Below are 15,484 nucleotides of genomic sequence, written 5' to 3'. Positions count from 1 at the left end.
GGACATGGCACTTCGCCCCTACTGGAAGGGATACCTCAAGCTGTCGCTCGTCACCTGCCCCGTGCAGATGACGCCGGCGACGTCCGAGAGCGAGAAGGTTCGATTTCATACGCTTAACCGCAAGACAAAGCACCGGGTGGTGAGCCGTTACATCGACAGCGTTACTGGCGAGGAGGTCGATGACGGTGACGAGGTGAAAGGCTATCAGCGCGGCGAAAACGACTACGTTCTGCTGGAGGACGAAGAGTTGGAGAATGTTGCTCTCGAGAGCACCAAGACAATCGACATCAATGTCTTCACCCCGCGCGACCACATTGAATGGATCTGGCTCGACACGCCTTATTACCTCGCCCCGGATGATCCGGTCGGCGAAGAGGCTTTCTCGGTGATCCGCGATGCCATGGCCGCAGAGAACATGGTGGGCATATCGCGACTGGTCATTTCCCGGCGTGAGCGCGCCATCATGCTTGAACCGCGGGACAAGGGCATCGTGTTGTGGACGCTTCGATACGGCGACGAGGTCCGTGACGAGACTGTCTATTTTGACAGCATTGATGAGGCGCCAGCTGAAGCAGCGATGATGCCGCTCATCCAGCAGTTGATCAAGAAGCAGACGGTCCACTGGAGCCCGAAGATGGTGGAGGACCCGATCCAGGAGAAGCTTCTCGAACTGATCGAGTTGAAGAAGCGCGCGGCGAAAAAGGCCGGCAAGACAAACTCGAAATCGAAACCCGACGCTGCACCGGGCAATGTCATCGATATCATGGATGCGTTGCGCAAATCCGTCGAGGCCGAAACCCGCACAGGGAAACGCTGACCGTGATCAGGAGCAAGCAGTCCCTGCTTCGCGAAGAACCAGCAGCCATTCGGTCTCGCCCGCTGCGTGAGGCCAATCACGCCCAGCCTGACCTGCCCTTTGATCCGATGCCGGAACGCATCGAGCCGTGCCTGGCGCTGCTAAAGCCTTCGGTGCCTGAGGGGCCGGATTGGCTGTTTGAGGTGAAGTGGGACGGCTACCGGCTTGCCCTGCACATAGAAGGCGACACGGTGCGCGTTCTCACCCGCGGCGGGCACGACTGGACACACCGCTTCCCGACCATCGTTGCGGCAGCGAAGGCACTTGGGGTGAACAGCGCGATCCTGGATGGCGAGGCGGTGGTTCTGGACGAACAAGGTCGGTCGGATTTCTCCGCGCTGCAGCGTTCACTCGGGGGCCGTGGCGGGAAAAGAACGTCCGTGGAAGCGATCTTCTACGCCTTCGACCTTCTATACCTAGACGGTTACGATCTCTGTGACACCGAGCTATCGGTGCGGCGTCATTTGCTGGAGGATGTAGTTCCACGTGAGCTTGATGGCGACATCAGGCTGTCGCAAGAAATGGAGATCGCGGCTGATACGCTTCTTAGCCACGCCTGCAGGGTTGGGCTGGAAGGCATCATTGCCAAGCACCGAGACCGCCCCTATCGATCCGGTCGCACGGGCGACTGGCTGAAGATCAAGTGCATCGAGAGCGAGAGTTTTGCCATCATCGGCTATGAGCGCTCTACATCTGCGCGCGGTGGGCTTGGCAGCCTGCTCCTTGCAGCAAGACGCGGCGGTGAGTGGGCCTATGTCGGTGCTGTCGGCACCGGTTTTACACGTCAGACTGCCGAGAATTTGCGAAGCGCCCTCGACGAGAGGGCGACGACAAAGCCAGTGGTTCCGCTGAAGGGCAAGCGCATGGTGTTCGTGAAGCCGACACTTGTTGCCGAGATCGAATTTCGCGGCTGGACCGGTGACGGAAGCCTGCGGCATGCCTCGTTCAAGGGTCTTCGGGAAGCACAGGACGATGCGGCGGTCTACGAGCTTCCAGAATAGGACTAGGCCGCCTTGCTTGCCTTTCCGAGCCTCTTGATCGCCTGCTCGAGAGGCCGTTCGCCGTCGCAATAGTCTTGCCAGGCAGATGTCTTGGCCAGCAGCGCCGGCACTGTCCTGATGGTGAACCGTTTAGGATCCAGTCCGGCTTTCACCTGGCTCCAAGTCAGCGGCATGGACACGGTTGCTCCCGGACGCGCTCTTGGTGAAAGCGGCGCCACGGCGGTGGCCATACGATCGTTGCGCAGATAGTCGAGGAAGATCCGCCCGTTCCGCAGGCTCTTGGTCATCTTGATGAGGTAGCGGTCCGGGCTGTCCTGCGCCATGGCTTGGCACACGTCATGCGCAAAGGCTTTTGCGTCGGCCCAGGCGAGCGGCTTCCTTTTGTTGACCTTGAGCGGGGTCACGACATGGAGGCCCTTGCCGCCCGTCGTCTTGCAGAAACTGACGAGCCCCAATTCATCGAGACGATCCCGCATCTCACGGGCTGCGGCAACAACATCATAGAATGCGACGTCCGGAGCGGGATCAAGGTCGAACACGAGGCGGCCTGGTACTTCCGGCTGCCCCGGTTCACAATTCCAGGGATGCAGCTCGACGCCGCCGATCTGAGCGATAGCGGCAAGGCCCTCGACCCGATCGACCTGCAGGTAAGGTTTCTTGTCGCCAAACACCTTCACCAGTTCGAGCAGGTTGGATGTGCCCGGCATAGCGTGCCGCTGGAAGAACTGCTCCCCGCCAATTCCGTCGGGTGCACGGATGATTGAGCACGGCCTTCCCTTGATGTGATTGATCAACCACTCGCCGACAACCTCGTGATATTGGGCCAATTCTTCTTTGGTAACAGGCTTCCCGTCTCCCGCTTCGGGCCACAATGCCTTGTCAGGGTTTGAGATCAGGACGCCCATAACCTCCGCCTTTGCATTTTTTAGACGACCTGCTCGTTTCGACGGTTTCGGGGCCTTGGCATCCTTGTCTTCAAGCGGTGCCGGCTCATCGGTTTTGGCATCCATCGCCGGTTTGTCTTCCCGCAAGCCTTTAAAAGCAGCCTGCCGCACGAGTCCGTCCGCGGTCCAGCCGGCGAACTCGATCTCCGCGACGAGTTCCGGCTTTACCCAGACGATCTCCTTCGCCTTCTTTGGCGCCCCCGCCCCGGTGAAAGGAGATTTTGTCGTTCGCATCGCTTCGAATTTCGGCACCAGGGTTTTGAGCTTCGCCGCACCAAAACCGGTTCCAACCCGTCCGAGATAAACAAAGTGGTCACCGCGGAAGACACCCACCAGAAGCGAACGGAACTTGCCGTTGGTCGTGGCGTAACCGCCGATGACGACCTCGTGGCCGGCCCGGCATTTGGACTTGACCCAGGTTTCCGTTCGGCCTGACACATAAGGCGCGTCCGCTTGCTTGGAAACGATACCTTCCAGCGAGAGCTTGCAGGCCGAGCGAAGAACCGCATCACCACCGGTCTCAAAATGCTCTACAAATCGCAGACGCGTGGCGTTCTCGACATCCTCCAATATCGCCTGCAGGCGTTGCTTTCTGTCAGTCAGCGGCAGAGGACGCAGGTCCTCCTCACCATCGAACAGGATGTCGAAGGCGAAAAATACCAGATCGTTCGTCTTTTTCTCAGATAGGGCAGCCTGCAACGCAGCGAAATCAGGCGCGCCACTTGAATCCAGGGCGCAGATTTCACCATCAATCAGGCAGTCTGGCAGACCGCTCGCAGCCTCGGCGATTTCGGGATATCGGCTCGTCCAGTCCAGGTTTTTGCGCGTCTTCAGCGTAACCTCACCATCCGCCACCCGGATCTGGATACGGTAGCCATCGAACTTGATCTCGTGCAGCCAGTTCTTGCCCGATGGTGGCCGATTGGAAGTCTGGCACAATTGCGGTGCGACGAACTCCGGAATGACAACGGATTTGTTTTTCTTGGCTTTGGCACTTGGACCCGACTTCGTTTTTCGTTGGTCGGCCGCGAGCCCGGTCTTGCTGTCCCAGACGGCGTCCGCCTCCACTTGACCCGCCTTCAACATGAAGGGCTTCGGCTTGCGCCCCTTGCCACCGGCGATTTGCTCCATGCTGCGGCCGGACGCGACGGACGTCATGTTCTCCTCAAGGATTGCTTCACCATGCTCTTCCACGGAAAAGTCATCGTGGTGCTTGATAAGGAGCCAGTTGGTGCGTTTGCTCCTCTCCCTGTCATTGCGCATCCTGACCAGCACGAAGCTGCCGTGCAGGCGGTCGCCTTCTAGCACGAACTTGAAGTCGCCCTTCTTCAGCGCTTCTTCCGGTGACCTCTGGCCTTCGGGTTCCCAGTAACCGCGGTCCCACAACATCACGGTGCCACCGCCATACTGGCCCTTCGGGATAGTGCCTTCGAAGTCACCGTAATCCAGCGGATGATCCTCTACCTCCACGGCGAGGCGCTTGTCGTGCGGGTTAAGCGAAGGACCTTTGGTGACCGCCCAAGATTTGAAGACCCCATCGAACTCCAGCCTGAGGTCATAATGAAGCCGGGTGGCATCATGCTTCTGAATGACGAAGCGACGGCGGTTCGACGGATTGACCGCAGTTTCGCCGCTTGGTTCGCTTGTCTTCTTGAAATCTCGCTTGGCGCGATAGGAGGTGAGGTTGTTTGTCATGGTGTTCCGGATCCGCTCCTGATCCGAATGCGATGGGCCGGTGGTTGGTTCCAGCCGCTACAACCGCACCCAGTCCAAACAGCCTGCTGGCAGAAGCGAGCCGCTGATCAACAATGCTCCATGGCGATAGAGTGCCTGTGATGACTGGCCTTTCGGCAGCACGATGGTCCACACTTGAGACGAAGTATCCGTCCAGATGACCTGGCCATTGACGCTACCGATCGCGGTCATTGCTCTTTCCGGCGAGACACCCGGAGCGAAAAGAACGGTAACGGGTCCTTCCTGCTGCGGAGGAAAGGCCGATATCAGGCCGGCGATTACGACTGAGAAGGCCAAAGCAGTTGGGGATACCAACAATCGGCCGGACGTGGGCTTAGATGCGCGCCGTGCAAGGCCCGCCACCAGGGGAACGAAGCCAAAGATCGCAAACCAAAGCAGGTCCCATAGAAGTGGGTTTTCCGTATCCATGCGGATGCGGTGGATGCCGAGGATCCAGTGAGACAACACGGCGTCCACGACATGCCATCCACCGAAACCAATGAGCACGCTGCTAAGGAGCGCGCCTCCGTCGACCGTGGTAGCATGCGAGTTCGACCTTGATCGCCAGAGGAGCCAAAGCCCGACGATGGCAACGACATACATCAGCAGATGGAAGAGCCCATCGGTAAGGATCAGAGCCCGAATGTCCTGCCCTACCTGCTCAAGCCCACTCAGCAGATGATGCCATTGCAAGATCTGATGCAATAGGATTCCGTCAAAGAAGCCGCCAAACGCAAAGCCGAGCATGTACCCGGCACAGGTCGTGGGCTTCTCATCACCAGCATAGGCACTACCTTCCACAGCATTAGGCACGTCTCACCTCCCTCTTCTGCCGCGTGAACAAGAAAGGGATTAAATAGTTTCACGCGTGGTCGTTGATCGAGGGCCCCGCGCCCCCAACGGGCGATCATCCGGTATTGCAGCAAGAGCGCCGCGAGCAACTCGAACAGCCAAGCAACGCCGAGCTGTTGACCGGTTCAGAAACAGCCCATAGTTACACCAAGCTTCCAATCCTCCCGTGCGCTGGAGGCACCGTTCGGTCGCAAGTGGATGTCAACAGGATCTTTAACCACTAACATAGCGTCGGCATCGGCTTGTTGACCGAAATCTGATGCGTCCGGTGAGCCTCGTGACTCTTGGTCTTCAGGAGAGTTAGCAGCATAGGCACGATCGCAAGCCTTTGCTGCGCGGCTCGGCGTGTGAGTTCACGCAGGTAACCTCCAGGAGAAATGAGTTCCTCAGCACGCTCCAGCAGGCAAGCGATCAGTATTGACGCCTGTTGAAGACCTAGAACGGAACACGCGTCTCTGTAGGCACTGGCGCTTACCCCCAGCATCGACTGCACAACATGGGAAGCCGACAGTAGCTCCTGCCAGTTCGACACTCGACCGTGAGGACCATAGTCTGTAATTCGAGGGCAGGCTTGCAGGACGAGCGGTAACGAGAGTGGTGGAAGAGTGCTCTCGCTTTGGCGTTCGGACAAAAACGCCGATGAGCGGCTCAAATCTCGATTGGGCATGGCTTGCGAAGCTCGCTCTTCATTCGCGCAAACGACGACCGCTTCTTCATTTATAGATTCGGATTCTGTATTCTGTATGTGCCGCTCAGTTTGATTGGGATTGCCGCTCTGTTTCCCGAAATTTTGCTGTCTTTTCAATTGGTTGAAAACTTCCTGGCGAAGGCGCTCCAATTCCGCGACGGCTTCCGATAGCTGTTTGACGTCAGGCACGCGTGGCAGACGTCCCAGAGCCGCTGACAACTGGAAGCGAAAGTTGAGCCAGTCCCCATCGCAGCCTTCATCAACCGCAGCGGTCACGAACTTGGTGATATCGCGCCTGCACAGCGTGAGGCGTTCCCGCAGCCGCTGCAGGCACAGACGTTCTTCATCGACATCCGCTGCGAGTTTTTCCAACTCTTCCGACCGGGCAAGCAGGGGCGCGAGAGAAAAGCCATAGGCTTCGCCGATTTCCCCGGACCTGCGTTTGCGCGCGTAACGCTTTCCGTTGGGGCTGTCCTTGCGGATCAACAGACCAGCAGCGATTAATGCCGCAAGATGACGCCGGATCGTCTGCTCGGCCATGCCGTGCGCACGGATCGACAGCTGGACGTTGGACGGGAATACGACCAGTCCATGCTCTTCCGCCAGTTCATTCTTGGGATAAAAGCTCAGCAGTGCGTTCAACACCGCAAGCGCCCGGTCTGTTACACCGAGACGAGGCTTTGCGATGCAGAGGTTACGAAACAATTTCCATTTGTCGACTGATTTGTTTGCCACGATCTGTTGCGAGGCGACTTGCCTCGACAACATGGCAAGCGTCATCGACCGCCGCCCAAACGGCGTCGTTACACTTCCACTCTCCATTTTCCTTCACCTTTTTAAAGGCAAAAGAAATCCACCCGCCAAAATGACGCTCAAGACTCTTGACTGTGATTCGTGGAAATGCGATTCTCGATCTTGCTACAAATCGGAGGAAGGCTTCCACGACCTGGTCGTTTGGGGGCCTTTTTCTTTTGCGGTTTAGTCTCCTTGTTGGGTCTTCTCGCGATACGCCTCGAAGAGCTCAGGCAGGCGCTCGGAGAGGAATTCTCCAAAACCGACCGCCTCCTTGGCCTTCAAAGCAAACGTGTAGGTACGACCGTCGGTCTTGGAATCGACCGCCAGTGATCTGTCGTAGGAGGTCCACTTCTGCGTCCGTGCAGCGGGTGCCTTACTTCCCTTGGAAGAGGTTTTTATCCAGGCGAGTAGGCTGTTGAAGCGCTCGTCTCCCCTCTTCACCGTGAACTCATCCGTAGCGATGTATTGGGCCGCCTTGTCGAGGTTCGATGGTTTTTCGAGAAGCGACTTGAGCTCGTACCAGCGATCGCGTCCAACGCCCTTTGCGGCGCCGACGGCGCTGATGATCTCGGGGGGAAGGCTCGCTACGGACAGCATCTTGGAGAGCGTTGCCTTGTCGAGTGACAGTGCCGACATGACGAGACGGTTGTCGTTGTCAGGGTGACGGCGTGCGATCTGGTGGGCGAACATCGCCTTTTCGATAAAGGAGAGGCTTGCGCGGGCAGAATTTTCCTGTCCCTGCGCGAGAAGATGATCGGCATCCTTCAGATCTTTTACGACTGCACGCACTTTGAGGCCAAGCTGCTTAGCGGCACGAAGACGGCGATGGCCGAAGACGACCATGTAGCGACCGGCGGCTTCAGGATGTGGGCGAACGAGAATAGGGCTGTCTTGCCCCCTATCCCGGATCGCCTCGACCAGTTCGTTGAATTCCTGCTCGTCCTCTTCAAGGCGATCACGGATAAAGGATCCGTCGACTATCTCAGGATCAAGTTCAACAATTGTTTCGCCCTCAAGGAGCTTGTCGGCGCGCGCCGCGATTTCACCGATCGAGTTGAGGATCGACTTGGACGCCCCACGAATCGTATAGTCCAAAGCCGGTTTATCGGCGGCGGACTGCTCGTTGTTCATGACGCTCAAGAATGGGTTCTTCCGAGCCATCTCAGTCGCCTCCAAATGACGCTAAAGGCTTGTTCTTCATGGAAAATTCAACGGTTTTGACGGGCGTCAACATGTTCATAGCCGCCCCCATGCACGGTGGATCAGGCCCTGGATCTCGAAATTGACGGCATCCATGCACTCGATCGCACGGTCATAGGTCTCGCGCGTGAAGTTGGAGCGGTCGAGCTCGTAGAGCGTGCGCTTTGTCAATCCGGCATCGGAAATCGCCGTCGTCTTCACCATCGGGCTCTTCAGGATTTCCTCGGCAAGCATTGACTGCATGAAGCCAAGCATTTGCACCTGAGGCACGTCCGACGGCTCAAAGCGTGTGATCAGGTAACGCAGCCAATCCATCTGGACGTTGGCTCCGGCCTTCTTAATCGTCTTGGTAATATTGCCAAGCATCAGCAGGAACTGCGACATCGACATGAGGTCGAGCATCTGCGGATGAACCGTGATGAGTACGGACGTTGCTGCGGTGAGCGCTGTCAGCGTCAGGTAACCGAGCTGCGGCGGGCAATCAACGATCACCACATCGTAGCGGCTATCCACCGTCTCCAACGCTTTGCCAAGACGCGTAAAGAAGCGCTTGCCTTCGGTGCCGGACTGCATCGCCAGCGGCGTGTCGTATTCGTATTCCTGAAGTTCAAGATTGGCCGGGATGATATCGAGCCCCGGGAAATTGGTCGGGATAATGATCTCTTCGATCGACTTGCGTTCGCCGTCGTAACGAATGGCGTCGTAGAGCGAGGGGTTTCGGTCGAGCTCCGGCTGGAAACCGTGCAGCGCAGACAAGGAAGCCTGCGGGTCGAGATCGAGTGCCAGGACGCGATGACCCGTCAGAGCCAGATGCTGCGCAAGATGCGCGGCAGTCGTGGTCTTGCCCGAACCACCCTTGAAGTTGACGACCGCGATCACCTGGAGTTTGTCCCCAGGCTTGCGATGCGGAACATATTTCTTTGCTTCGCTCTTGCCTGTCTTGTCGAGGAAGAAGCGCAACTCCTGCATCTGCTCGGCCGTATAATATTTGCGATTGCCCGACATCGTTGTCGGCATCGGACCTTTGCCTTCGAGATACAGACGCTTTAGGTTGCTGGGCGTGACGCCGAGATAGTGGGCGACCTCAGCGACCGAGAATGGGCGAAGCGTCTTGCGGGCGTTCGGCGGGAAGTTCTCCAGACGCAATTGGTCCAGCTTGCGCGAGATCTCTGCGCCCTGCATCAGGATCTTGTCGTCAAACTCAAACGTCGGCAGATTGCTGAACGCGTTCATTCTCTCTTGGACCATTCTGTCGATAGAAGCGCCTTAAATGGCAATATGCCGTCATTATCCGCGATTCTCTCAGTCTGACAAGGAGAATAGGGTTAACGGAAGGTTAATGCCCCCAACACTCATCAAAAGTCGGCGGGTTGAGCCAGTAGCGATGCTGCGGATGGATTGTTGACGGCCGTCAACAATGGCGGATTGCCCAATGAAAATGGAAGTTTAGGTGGTTTAGATGAAACGGACGAGGAAAAGCCCCGGCCTTGCCGGGCAGGCGTCTGTTGCAAAAGATGGCGCGCGCCAGAGGAAACAGCCGCGGCTGGTTCTGGAAGAATCGCCGCCTGCTGGGGCGCGGTACCAGAATCAACATAAGGAAACGTGGTCCCGAGCAGGTCCAACGCGTGATCTTGAACGCGGATCCCTGCTAGCTTTGACGCGCTGCGGCGCGGTCTTCGAAAGTTCTCGGCGCGCCAATGATCCCGCGACTGAAGGTGGTGGGTCTAACTTGAAGGGGCTTGCGTCGGTAAGAAATCCTCTGTAGCGTCCCTCATGCTAACGCGATGTTAGGGGATGTCCACTAGAACTCTACAGTGCCTGCAAGCCTGATCTAGCGGCCCTCTCTCTCCCCAAAAGCCCATTCAACAGTAATACGCAGTGACGGACCGTAACGGGCAGATAGCGTCTGTTTGACGAATCGCATATTGATTCTTCAATGACTTATGCCATGCCCGATTTGAGCTGCCGGACGCTGCTAAAGGCGGCTTCAAGTGCCGAGATAGCGCTCGTTCGTTTCGACGAGCGCACGGCGCGGTCTTCGCTCGCCAACGGTGTCGTCGAGCGGCTCGACTTCGCCGATGCCTGCGCATCGCTCTGGGTGGATGGTGAGTTGGTCAACCTCGAGGATCTCGTCCTCCACGACACCGGCCACGATGTTCGCTCGCCCACCCATGAACTCGTCATTGCGCGAGATGTGCTTCGGGCTCGCCGGCGGATCGCACAGCAGAAGCCGGGATGGGCATTGTCTTCAGACGGCCTTTCCGTCCTTCGCGCCAAGCGCACATCACCGCAAGCAATGCCTTCGGGTTCGATTGAGGGGGATTTTGGTGGTTCGCCGCCCGGATTGCAGGACCAGGAAGAGGATTTTCTTCAAGGGCAGGACGACCTCGAGATCGACTACTCGGAGATCGACGCCCTACTCGCACGCTCCGCTGCAGCGCTCGACGACATTGGAAATGCTGTTCCGCGCCCGGCACGTGAAAAGGATCCGCTTCTCTACGATCTGGATTGGGACGAAGAGGCGCGGATGCACGAATGGCAAAGGGTGGTCGGCGAGATCGAACATCTGCCGCCGGTGCTGCAGGCTGCGGTCGCCCTGGATGCCTGGGAGGAGATCCAGGTTCTCCAAAACATGCCGTGGCTTGGACGTCTTCTTGCCTCCGCCATTCTGCATCGGGAAAACGTGACCTCTGGACAGCATCTCGCCGCATTGAATGTCGGCTTGAAGTCGATCCCGGTCGATCGACGACGCTCAAAAGATCGCGGCGTCAGGCTGCTCGCTGTCGTACGCGCGCTGCAGACGACTGGCGAAATGGGGTTGAAGGAGCACGACCGCCTGAGCCTTGCAAGTCAGATGCTGCAGCGGAGATTGATCGGCAAACGATCGACCTCCAAGCTTCCGGAACTGGCCGAGCTCGTCGTCCAGCGACCGCTGGTGTCTGCGACTATGATCGCCGAGACGCTGAAGGTAACGCCGCGCGCCGCATTGCGAATTATCGAAGAACTCGGGCTGCGTGAGCTGACGGGAAGGGGCCGGTTCCGCGCCTGGGGCCTAATCTGATCTTCTGCCGCGGGACAACCCGCCCGGCTTGAAGTCACAAATCGCAATATCTGCGAAAGAAACGTGATCGCTCCTGAGGGAGCAAAAATGGACCGGCGACGTTGTCGACGCTCCACCACGGATCTGGTGGTGCCTTTTGGGGGCGATAAATGACCACAAGGAGTACAGGGATGAAGAAGATCGTTGCCGCAGCACTTGCTACGTCATCATTGCTAACGAGTGCCGGTGTCGCCGTGTCCGCGGATCTCGTCCGCCGCGAACAGGCGCCGGTTTATGAGGAGTCGGGGTCGCGCGGAGGCGTCCGCATCGGCTATCTCGACTGCTCGATCGGTGGCGGGGTCGGCTATGTTATCGGCTCGGCCAAGGAAGCCGATTGTGTGTTCACGAGCACGATCGGAAGTGAGCCGCTCGACTATTACACGGGCGTCGTTCGCAAGATGGGCGTCGACCTCGGCTTCACGACGCGTTCGCGGCTAATCTGGGCAGTGTTCGCACCGACGGCCGGTTACCATCCAGGCTCGCTTGGCGGACTTTACCAAGGAGCCACCGCAGAAGCGACGGTGGGTGCAGGCGTTGGCGCCAATATCCTCGTTGGGGGTACCGCCGGCTCAATCCACCTGCAGACGGTGAGCGTCACCGGGCAGCTTGGCCTGAACGTCGCAGCGACCGGCACCTCCGTGACGTTGACGCCTGCGGGCTGACGGTCACAATTGTGGCCTCTTGCCGCCGCCCCCGGCGGCGGAGGCCCAACCTGAACCCGGGATGACCGGGTTTTTCAGAAGATGTTCAGGGCGGAGGTTTAAGTTGCGGCCGCCATGGAAGATTTACAAAAGCCAACACCTGCTGCCGTTGCAGCCATAGAGGTGGATTGGGATCTGGCACCTGCACATGCACGATGGTGGGCCGTTGATGAAGACGGCAAGGCGCACTGGTACTGTGCACCCAACACCTCGCACTTGAGCTCGTTCTGGTTTGCTGATCAGATTGCGGCACCGACCTTCGGCTTTGCGGGAGACTGGCGCGAAAGCCTCGTTGAGCGCCGTACGCATCTTTCTGGTGGGCATATCTGATCAGCCGGCTCGAGCCGCAAAGCTTGCAGTGCCGGAAACGGTCCCTACCTAAGTAGTTAATAACAGCCCGCATTTGACCGATGCGGGGCTACTGCTTCGGGAATGTTTCTATGGACCTAGAAAAAGTTATGCGGTCGCTGGTGGCCGTTCGCGCATCCATTCCAGACAATGCCTTCACTGCGGATACGCTTGGCACCCGTCGCGAGGGTTCCGGTGTTGTCATCCGCGAGAATGGCTTGGTGCTTACCATAGGTTACCTGATTACCGAGGCCGAAGATGTCTGGCTCACCCGCCACGACGGACAAGTTGTCCCTGCCCATCCCCTGGTTTACGATCAGGAGAGCGGCTTTGGCCTGGTGCAGGCGCTGGCGCCGCTCGACCTGCCGCCGATCGAGATCGGCGATTCCAATCTGGCCGATGTCGGTGATGCTATCGTCGTTGCCGACGGCGAAGGCCAGTATGTGCGCGGCAACATCGTCGCCAAGCAGGAATTTGCCGGGTACTGGGAATACCTGCTGGACGAGGCAATCTTCACCACACCGGCGCATCCCTCCTGGGGCGGTGCGGCTCTGATCGATGATGGCGGCCAGCTTGTCGGCATCGGGTCCTTGCGTCTGCAGATGAGCAAGGGCGGTGAGATCGCGGACATCAACATGATCGTCCCGATCAACCTGGTGAAGCCGATCCTCGACGGTTTGCTGCACGAGGGCGAGTTCAAGCGTCCGCCTCGGCCGTGGCTCGGCGCAATGTCGGCTGAAACGAACGGTGAGGTCGTCGTGATGAGCGTGACCGAGAACGGCCCCGCCGCGCGCGGTGGCCTGCGACGCGGCGATGTGATCTCCGAGATCCGCGATGGTGAAGTCGATGGACTGGCCGATTTCTACCGCAAGATCTGGGACAGCGGCGCTCCTGGTGCCGAGATCCCGATGCGAGTGCTGCGCGATGGTCGCGAGGCTTGGCTGCGCATCAAGTCGGCAGACCGTAACGATTTCCTCCGCAAGCCGCAGTTGCAGTAGCTTGGCAGCCGTTCGCCCTAGCGGATCAGGATCGCCCGGAAGTCATTGACATTCGTTCCCGTTGGACCTGTCACGAACAGATCTCCCAAGGCCGAAAAGCAGTGATAGCTGTTGTTGTCGGCTAGGAGCTGGCGACCGTTCAGCCGGGCGGCGCGTAGCCGGCGGGCGGTCGTGCCATCGACAAAGGCGCCGGCGTTTTTCTCTGATCCGTCGATTCCATCGGTATCGGCGGCAAGCGCTGAAATCGTTTCTCCATCTATCGCCAGCGCAAGGGCGAGGGCAAATTCGCCATTTCGGCCTCCCTTGCCACCCTTGGCGCGCAAGGTGACGGTCGTTTCTCCACCAGAAAGCAGCACCGCGGGTTTGGCGAAGGGCCTTTTGCGCTGTGAAACTTCCCGAGCAATCGCCGCGTGAACCATGGCAACGTCGCGCGCTTCGCCTTCAATCGCGTCCGACAGAATATAAGGGGTGACGCCCTGACGCCGCGCGACCTCGGCTGCGGCTTCCAGCGACACTGCCGCGGAAGCAATGATGAAATGCTCATGACCTGCGAAACAGGCGTCATCCGGATGGGGAGCATCGGCATCAGGTGTTTTGAGATACTCCATCATCGGCGGCGGAAGCTGCAGTTTGTACTGTTCTACGATTTCGAGTGCATCGTGCCGCGTCGAGGGATCTGGAACTGTTGGGCCTGAGGCCACGAATGCAGGGTAGTCTCCGGGGATGTCGGATACGATGAGGCTCACGACACGGGCCCGCGTCGCAGCGCCCAATCGTCCGCCCTTGATCCTCGAAAGGTGTTTCCGCACGACATTCATGGCGGAAATCGGTGCCCCTGAGGCGAGCAGGATCTCGTTGAGCTTGATCTCGTCGTCGAGCGTCAGCCCCTGAGGCGGAGCGGGCAGCAGCGCTGAGCCGCCGCCGCAGATCAGCGCAATCACCAGATCGTCTTCCTTCAGATCAGCGATGGTTGCGAACAAGCGTTCCGACGCAGCAAGACCGGCGGCATCCGGCACCGGGTGGGCAGCTTCAATGATCTCAATTGATTGGGTGGCACAGCCATAACCATAACGGGTCACGACAACGCCGGAAAGGTCGCCCGGCCAGACCTGCTCCAGAGCCGCTGCCATTTGCGCGGCTCCCTTGCCGGCACCAATGACCACGGTGCGTCCATTCGGGGGAGGGGTCGGAAGATGCTTCTTGATGCCGTTGATGGGTTCGGCTGCCTTGACGGCTTCCGCAAACATCGCCTCGAGCAGTTCCCGGTCTTTCATTGGCTTCTCCCCTGTCAGCACGCGGTACCTTCCATGGCACGTGCGAAGCGTCAACCGGCTATGCCTCAGCTGTTTGGCATGATTTCCATAGCTGCCTGCCGGATTGTCTGCATGAGGATGGAGAGCGGGGCAGACGGCACGGCATCAGCCGCGATGGTCAGCCCTACCGGCCCCTTGGTCTCGCTGGTGTCGATCGGCAGTGTTGCCAGGAGCCCGTGCTTGATGTCCTCCGCGACCACGCCCGCCGAGATGATCCAGACGGCATCGCTGGAGCTCACGAAGGCGCGGCCGAAAGCATCCGACACCGTTTCCACCTGGACCGGAAGGTTCGCGACACCATTGGCGATCAGGAACTGCTCCACGGATCGTCGGATGATCGAGCTTCGCGTCGGCATCAGCACCGGGAAGTCTTTCAGCCTCTCGAAGATGGATTGCCTGGGGTCCAGCAGCGGATGGCGGGTCCGCGTCACAAAAACAATCTGCTCGGAATAAAGATGTTCAAACGAGAGGCCGGTCATCTTCTCTGGTGGCGCGAGCCGCCCAACAACAAGATCAAGCTCCCCCAGCCGCAGCTGTTCCATCAGCACCGCATTGTCGCCGGTGACAATCTTGACCCGGGCACCCGTCGTTTCGGCTAGGAACAACGTGATTGCGCGTGGCATGATGCGGTTTGAGACGGTCGGCAGCGCGCCAACCTGAACCGGCGGAGCGGTGGTGAAGAGCTCATGCGAAACGGAATCTATGCCTTGGCGAAGCGCAGCAAGCGACGCCCCCGCATGCTTCAAGAACACCTCGCCGTAACGAGTAATACGAATCCCACGTCCGTCGCGCTCGAAAACGGTGACGCCGAGAGCTTCTTCCAGTTCGCGGATCGTTTTCGTCACCGCAGGTTGGCTGACGTTCAGGATCTCAGCCGCGCGCATGACACTTTTCTGTCGCGCGACTTCCAGGAATGTATGCAGGTGGCGAAACTTGATGCGGGTGTCGATCATA

13 protein-coding genes are annotated in these 15,484 nt (G+C 58.8%); 6 read left to right on the top strand and 7 right to left on the bottom strand.

Annotation, left to right across the window (positions count from 1 at the left end; all coding sequences use genetic code 11):
* Nucleotides 1–4 precede the first annotated feature (4 nt).
* Together ku and ligD (M0654_RS04785) are read left to right on the top strand one after the other, a co-directional pair.
* Entirely contained in the window at nt 5–817 is an 813-nt protein-coding gene (gene ku, locus M0654_RS04790; protein WP_248682060.1) for a non-homologous end joining protein Ku, read from the top strand.
* 2 nt (nt 818–819) lie between these two features.
* Nucleotides 820–1,857 carry a non-homologous end-joining DNA ligase gene (ligD, locus tag M0654_RS04785; protein WP_248682059.1) on the top strand — a complete coding sequence of 346 codons (1,038 nt, stop codon included), beginning with the start codon at nt 820–822 and terminating at the stop codon, nt 1,855–1,857.
* Nucleotides 1,858–1,859: 2 nt separating this feature from the next.
* On the opposite strand, the gene ligD (M0654_RS04780) is transcribed toward ligD (M0654_RS04785), so the two are convergent.
* The 5 genes from ligD (M0654_RS04780) to repA form a co-directional block, all read right to left on the bottom strand.
* Nucleotides 1,860–4,496 carry a DNA ligase D gene (ligD, locus tag M0654_RS04780; protein ID WP_248682058.1) on the bottom strand — a complete coding sequence of 879 codons (2,637 nt, stop codon included), beginning with the start codon at nt 4,494–4,496 and terminating at the stop codon, nt 1,860–1,862.
* Between the two features lie 57 nt (nt 4,497–4,553).
* Nucleotides 4,554–5,348 carry a DUF2243 domain-containing protein gene (locus tag M0654_RS04775; RefSeq protein WP_248682057.1) on the bottom strand — a complete coding sequence of 265 codons (795 nt, stop codon included), beginning with the start codon at nt 5,346–5,348 and terminating at the stop codon, nt 4,554–4,556.
* 259 nt (nt 5,349–5,607) lie between these two features.
* Complete coding sequence (gene repC, locus M0654_RS04770) at nt 5,608–6,897, bottom strand: plasmid replication protein RepC (RefSeq protein WP_248682056.1); 1,290 nt, start codon at nt 6,895–6,897, stop codon at nt 5,608–5,610.
* Nucleotides 6,898–7,053: 156 nt separating this feature from the next.
* Nucleotides 7,054–8,031 (bottom strand): plasmid partitioning protein RepB, encoded by a 978-nt coding sequence (repB, locus tag M0654_RS04765; RefSeq protein ID WP_248682055.1) that lies wholly within the window; start codon nt 8,029–8,031, stop codon nt 7,054–7,056.
* 75 nt (nt 8,032–8,106) lie between these two features.
* Nucleotides 8,107–9,303, bottom strand: coding sequence for a plasmid partitioning protein RepA (gene repA / locus M0654_RS04760; protein ID WP_118852193.1), 1,197 nt, complete (start codon nt 9,301–9,303; stop codon nt 8,107–8,109).
* 715 nt (nt 9,304–10,018) lie between these two features.
* On the opposite strand from repA, the gene M0654_RS04755 reads away from it, so the two are divergent.
* The 4 genes from M0654_RS04755 (at nt 10,019) to M0654_RS04740 (ending at nt 13,217) form a co-directional block, all read left to right on the top strand.
* On the top strand, nt 10,019–11,131 hold the full coding sequence (locus M0654_RS04755) for an RHE_PE00001 family protein (protein WP_248682054.1): 1,113 nt from the start codon (nt 10,019–10,021) through the stop codon (nt 11,129–11,131).
* Nucleotides 11,132–11,301: 170 nt separating this feature from the next.
* The gene (locus M0654_RS04750) at nt 11,302–11,832 is read left to right on the top strand and encodes a DUF992 domain-containing protein (RefSeq protein WP_118852191.1); all 531 of its coding nucleotides are present in this window, start codon (nt 11,302–11,304) and stop codon (nt 11,830–11,832) included.
* A gap of 114 nt (nt 11,833–11,946) precedes the next feature.
* The gene (locus M0654_RS04745) at nt 11,947–12,201 is read left to right on the top strand and encodes a hypothetical protein (protein WP_118852190.1); all 255 of its coding nucleotides are present in this window, start codon (nt 11,947–11,949) and stop codon (nt 12,199–12,201) included.
* A 110-nt stretch (nt 12,202–12,311) separates the two neighbouring features.
* Nucleotides 12,312–13,217 carry a S1C family serine protease gene (locus M0654_RS04740; protein WP_118852189.1) on the top strand — a complete coding sequence of 302 codons (906 nt, stop codon included), beginning with the start codon at nt 12,312–12,314 and terminating at the stop codon, nt 13,215–13,217.
* 17 nt (nt 13,218–13,234) lie between these two features.
* Here M0654_RS04740 and M0654_RS04735 read toward each other — a convergent pair whose 3' ends face one another.
* Together M0654_RS04735 and pcaQ are read right to left on the bottom strand one after the other, a co-directional pair.
* Nucleotides 13,235–14,491 (bottom strand): glycerate kinase type-2 family protein, encoded by a 1,257-nt coding sequence (locus M0654_RS04735; RefSeq protein ID WP_248682053.1) that lies wholly within the window; start codon nt 14,489–14,491, stop codon nt 13,235–13,237.
* A 65-nt stretch (nt 14,492–14,556) separates the two neighbouring features.
* Nucleotides 14,557–15,483: a pca operon transcription factor PcaQ gene (pcaQ, locus tag M0654_RS04730; protein ID WP_118852187.1), complete on the bottom strand. Its 927-nt coding sequence runs from the start codon at nt 15,481–15,483 to the stop codon at nt 14,557–14,559.
* Between the last annotated feature and the right edge of the window lies 1 nt (nt 15,484).

Origin of the sequence: Neorhizobium turbinariae (assembly GCF_023223505.1) — a bacterium.
Lineage (GTDB): Bacteria > Pseudomonadota > Alphaproteobacteria > Rhizobiales > Rhizobiaceae > Neorhizobium > Neorhizobium turbinariae.
The sequence above is the reverse complement of the archived record's forward strand: the minus strand, read 5'-3'. Positions and strand labels throughout refer to the sequence as shown.

Excerpts from the sequence above, each read along its gene's own strand:
- ku (WP_248682060.1), top strand. The coding sequence starts at position 5 with ATGGCACTTCGCCCCTACTGGAAGGGATACCTCAAGCTGTCGCTCGTC.
- ligD (WP_248682058.1), bottom strand. The coding sequence starts at position 4,496 with ATGACAAACAACCTCACCTCCTATCGCGCCAAGCGAGATTTCAAGAAG.
- repC (WP_248682056.1), bottom strand. The coding sequence starts at position 6,897 with ATGGAGAGTGGAAGTGTAACGACGCCGTTTGGGCGGCGGTCGATGACG.
- repB (WP_248682055.1), bottom strand. The coding sequence starts at position 8,031 with ATGGCTCGGAAGAACCCATTCTTGAGCGTCATGAACAACGAGCAGTCC.
- repA (WP_118852193.1), bottom strand. The coding sequence starts at position 9,303 with ATGAACGCGTTCAGCAATCTGCCGACGTTTGAGTTTGACGACAAGATC.
- M0654_RS04755 (WP_248682054.1), top strand. The coding sequence starts at position 10,019 with ATGCCCGATTTGAGCTGCCGGACGCTGCTAAAGGCGGCTTCAAGTGCC.
- M0654_RS04750 (WP_118852191.1), top strand. The coding sequence starts at position 11,302 with ATGAAGAAGATCGTTGCCGCAGCACTTGCTACGTCATCATTGCTAACG.
- M0654_RS04745 (WP_118852190.1), top strand. The coding sequence starts at position 11,947 with ATGGAAGATTTACAAAAGCCAACACCTGCTGCCGTTGCAGCCATAGAG.
- M0654_RS04740 (WP_118852189.1), top strand. The coding sequence starts at position 12,312 with ATGGACCTAGAAAAAGTTATGCGGTCGCTGGTGGCCGTTCGCGCATCC.
- M0654_RS04735 (WP_248682053.1), bottom strand. The coding sequence starts at position 14,491 with ATGAAAGACCGGGAACTGCTCGAGGCGATGTTTGCGGAAGCCGTCAAG.
- pcaQ (WP_118852187.1), bottom strand. The coding sequence starts at position 15,483 with ATGATCGACACCCGCATCAAGTTTCGCCACCTGCATACATTCCTGGAA.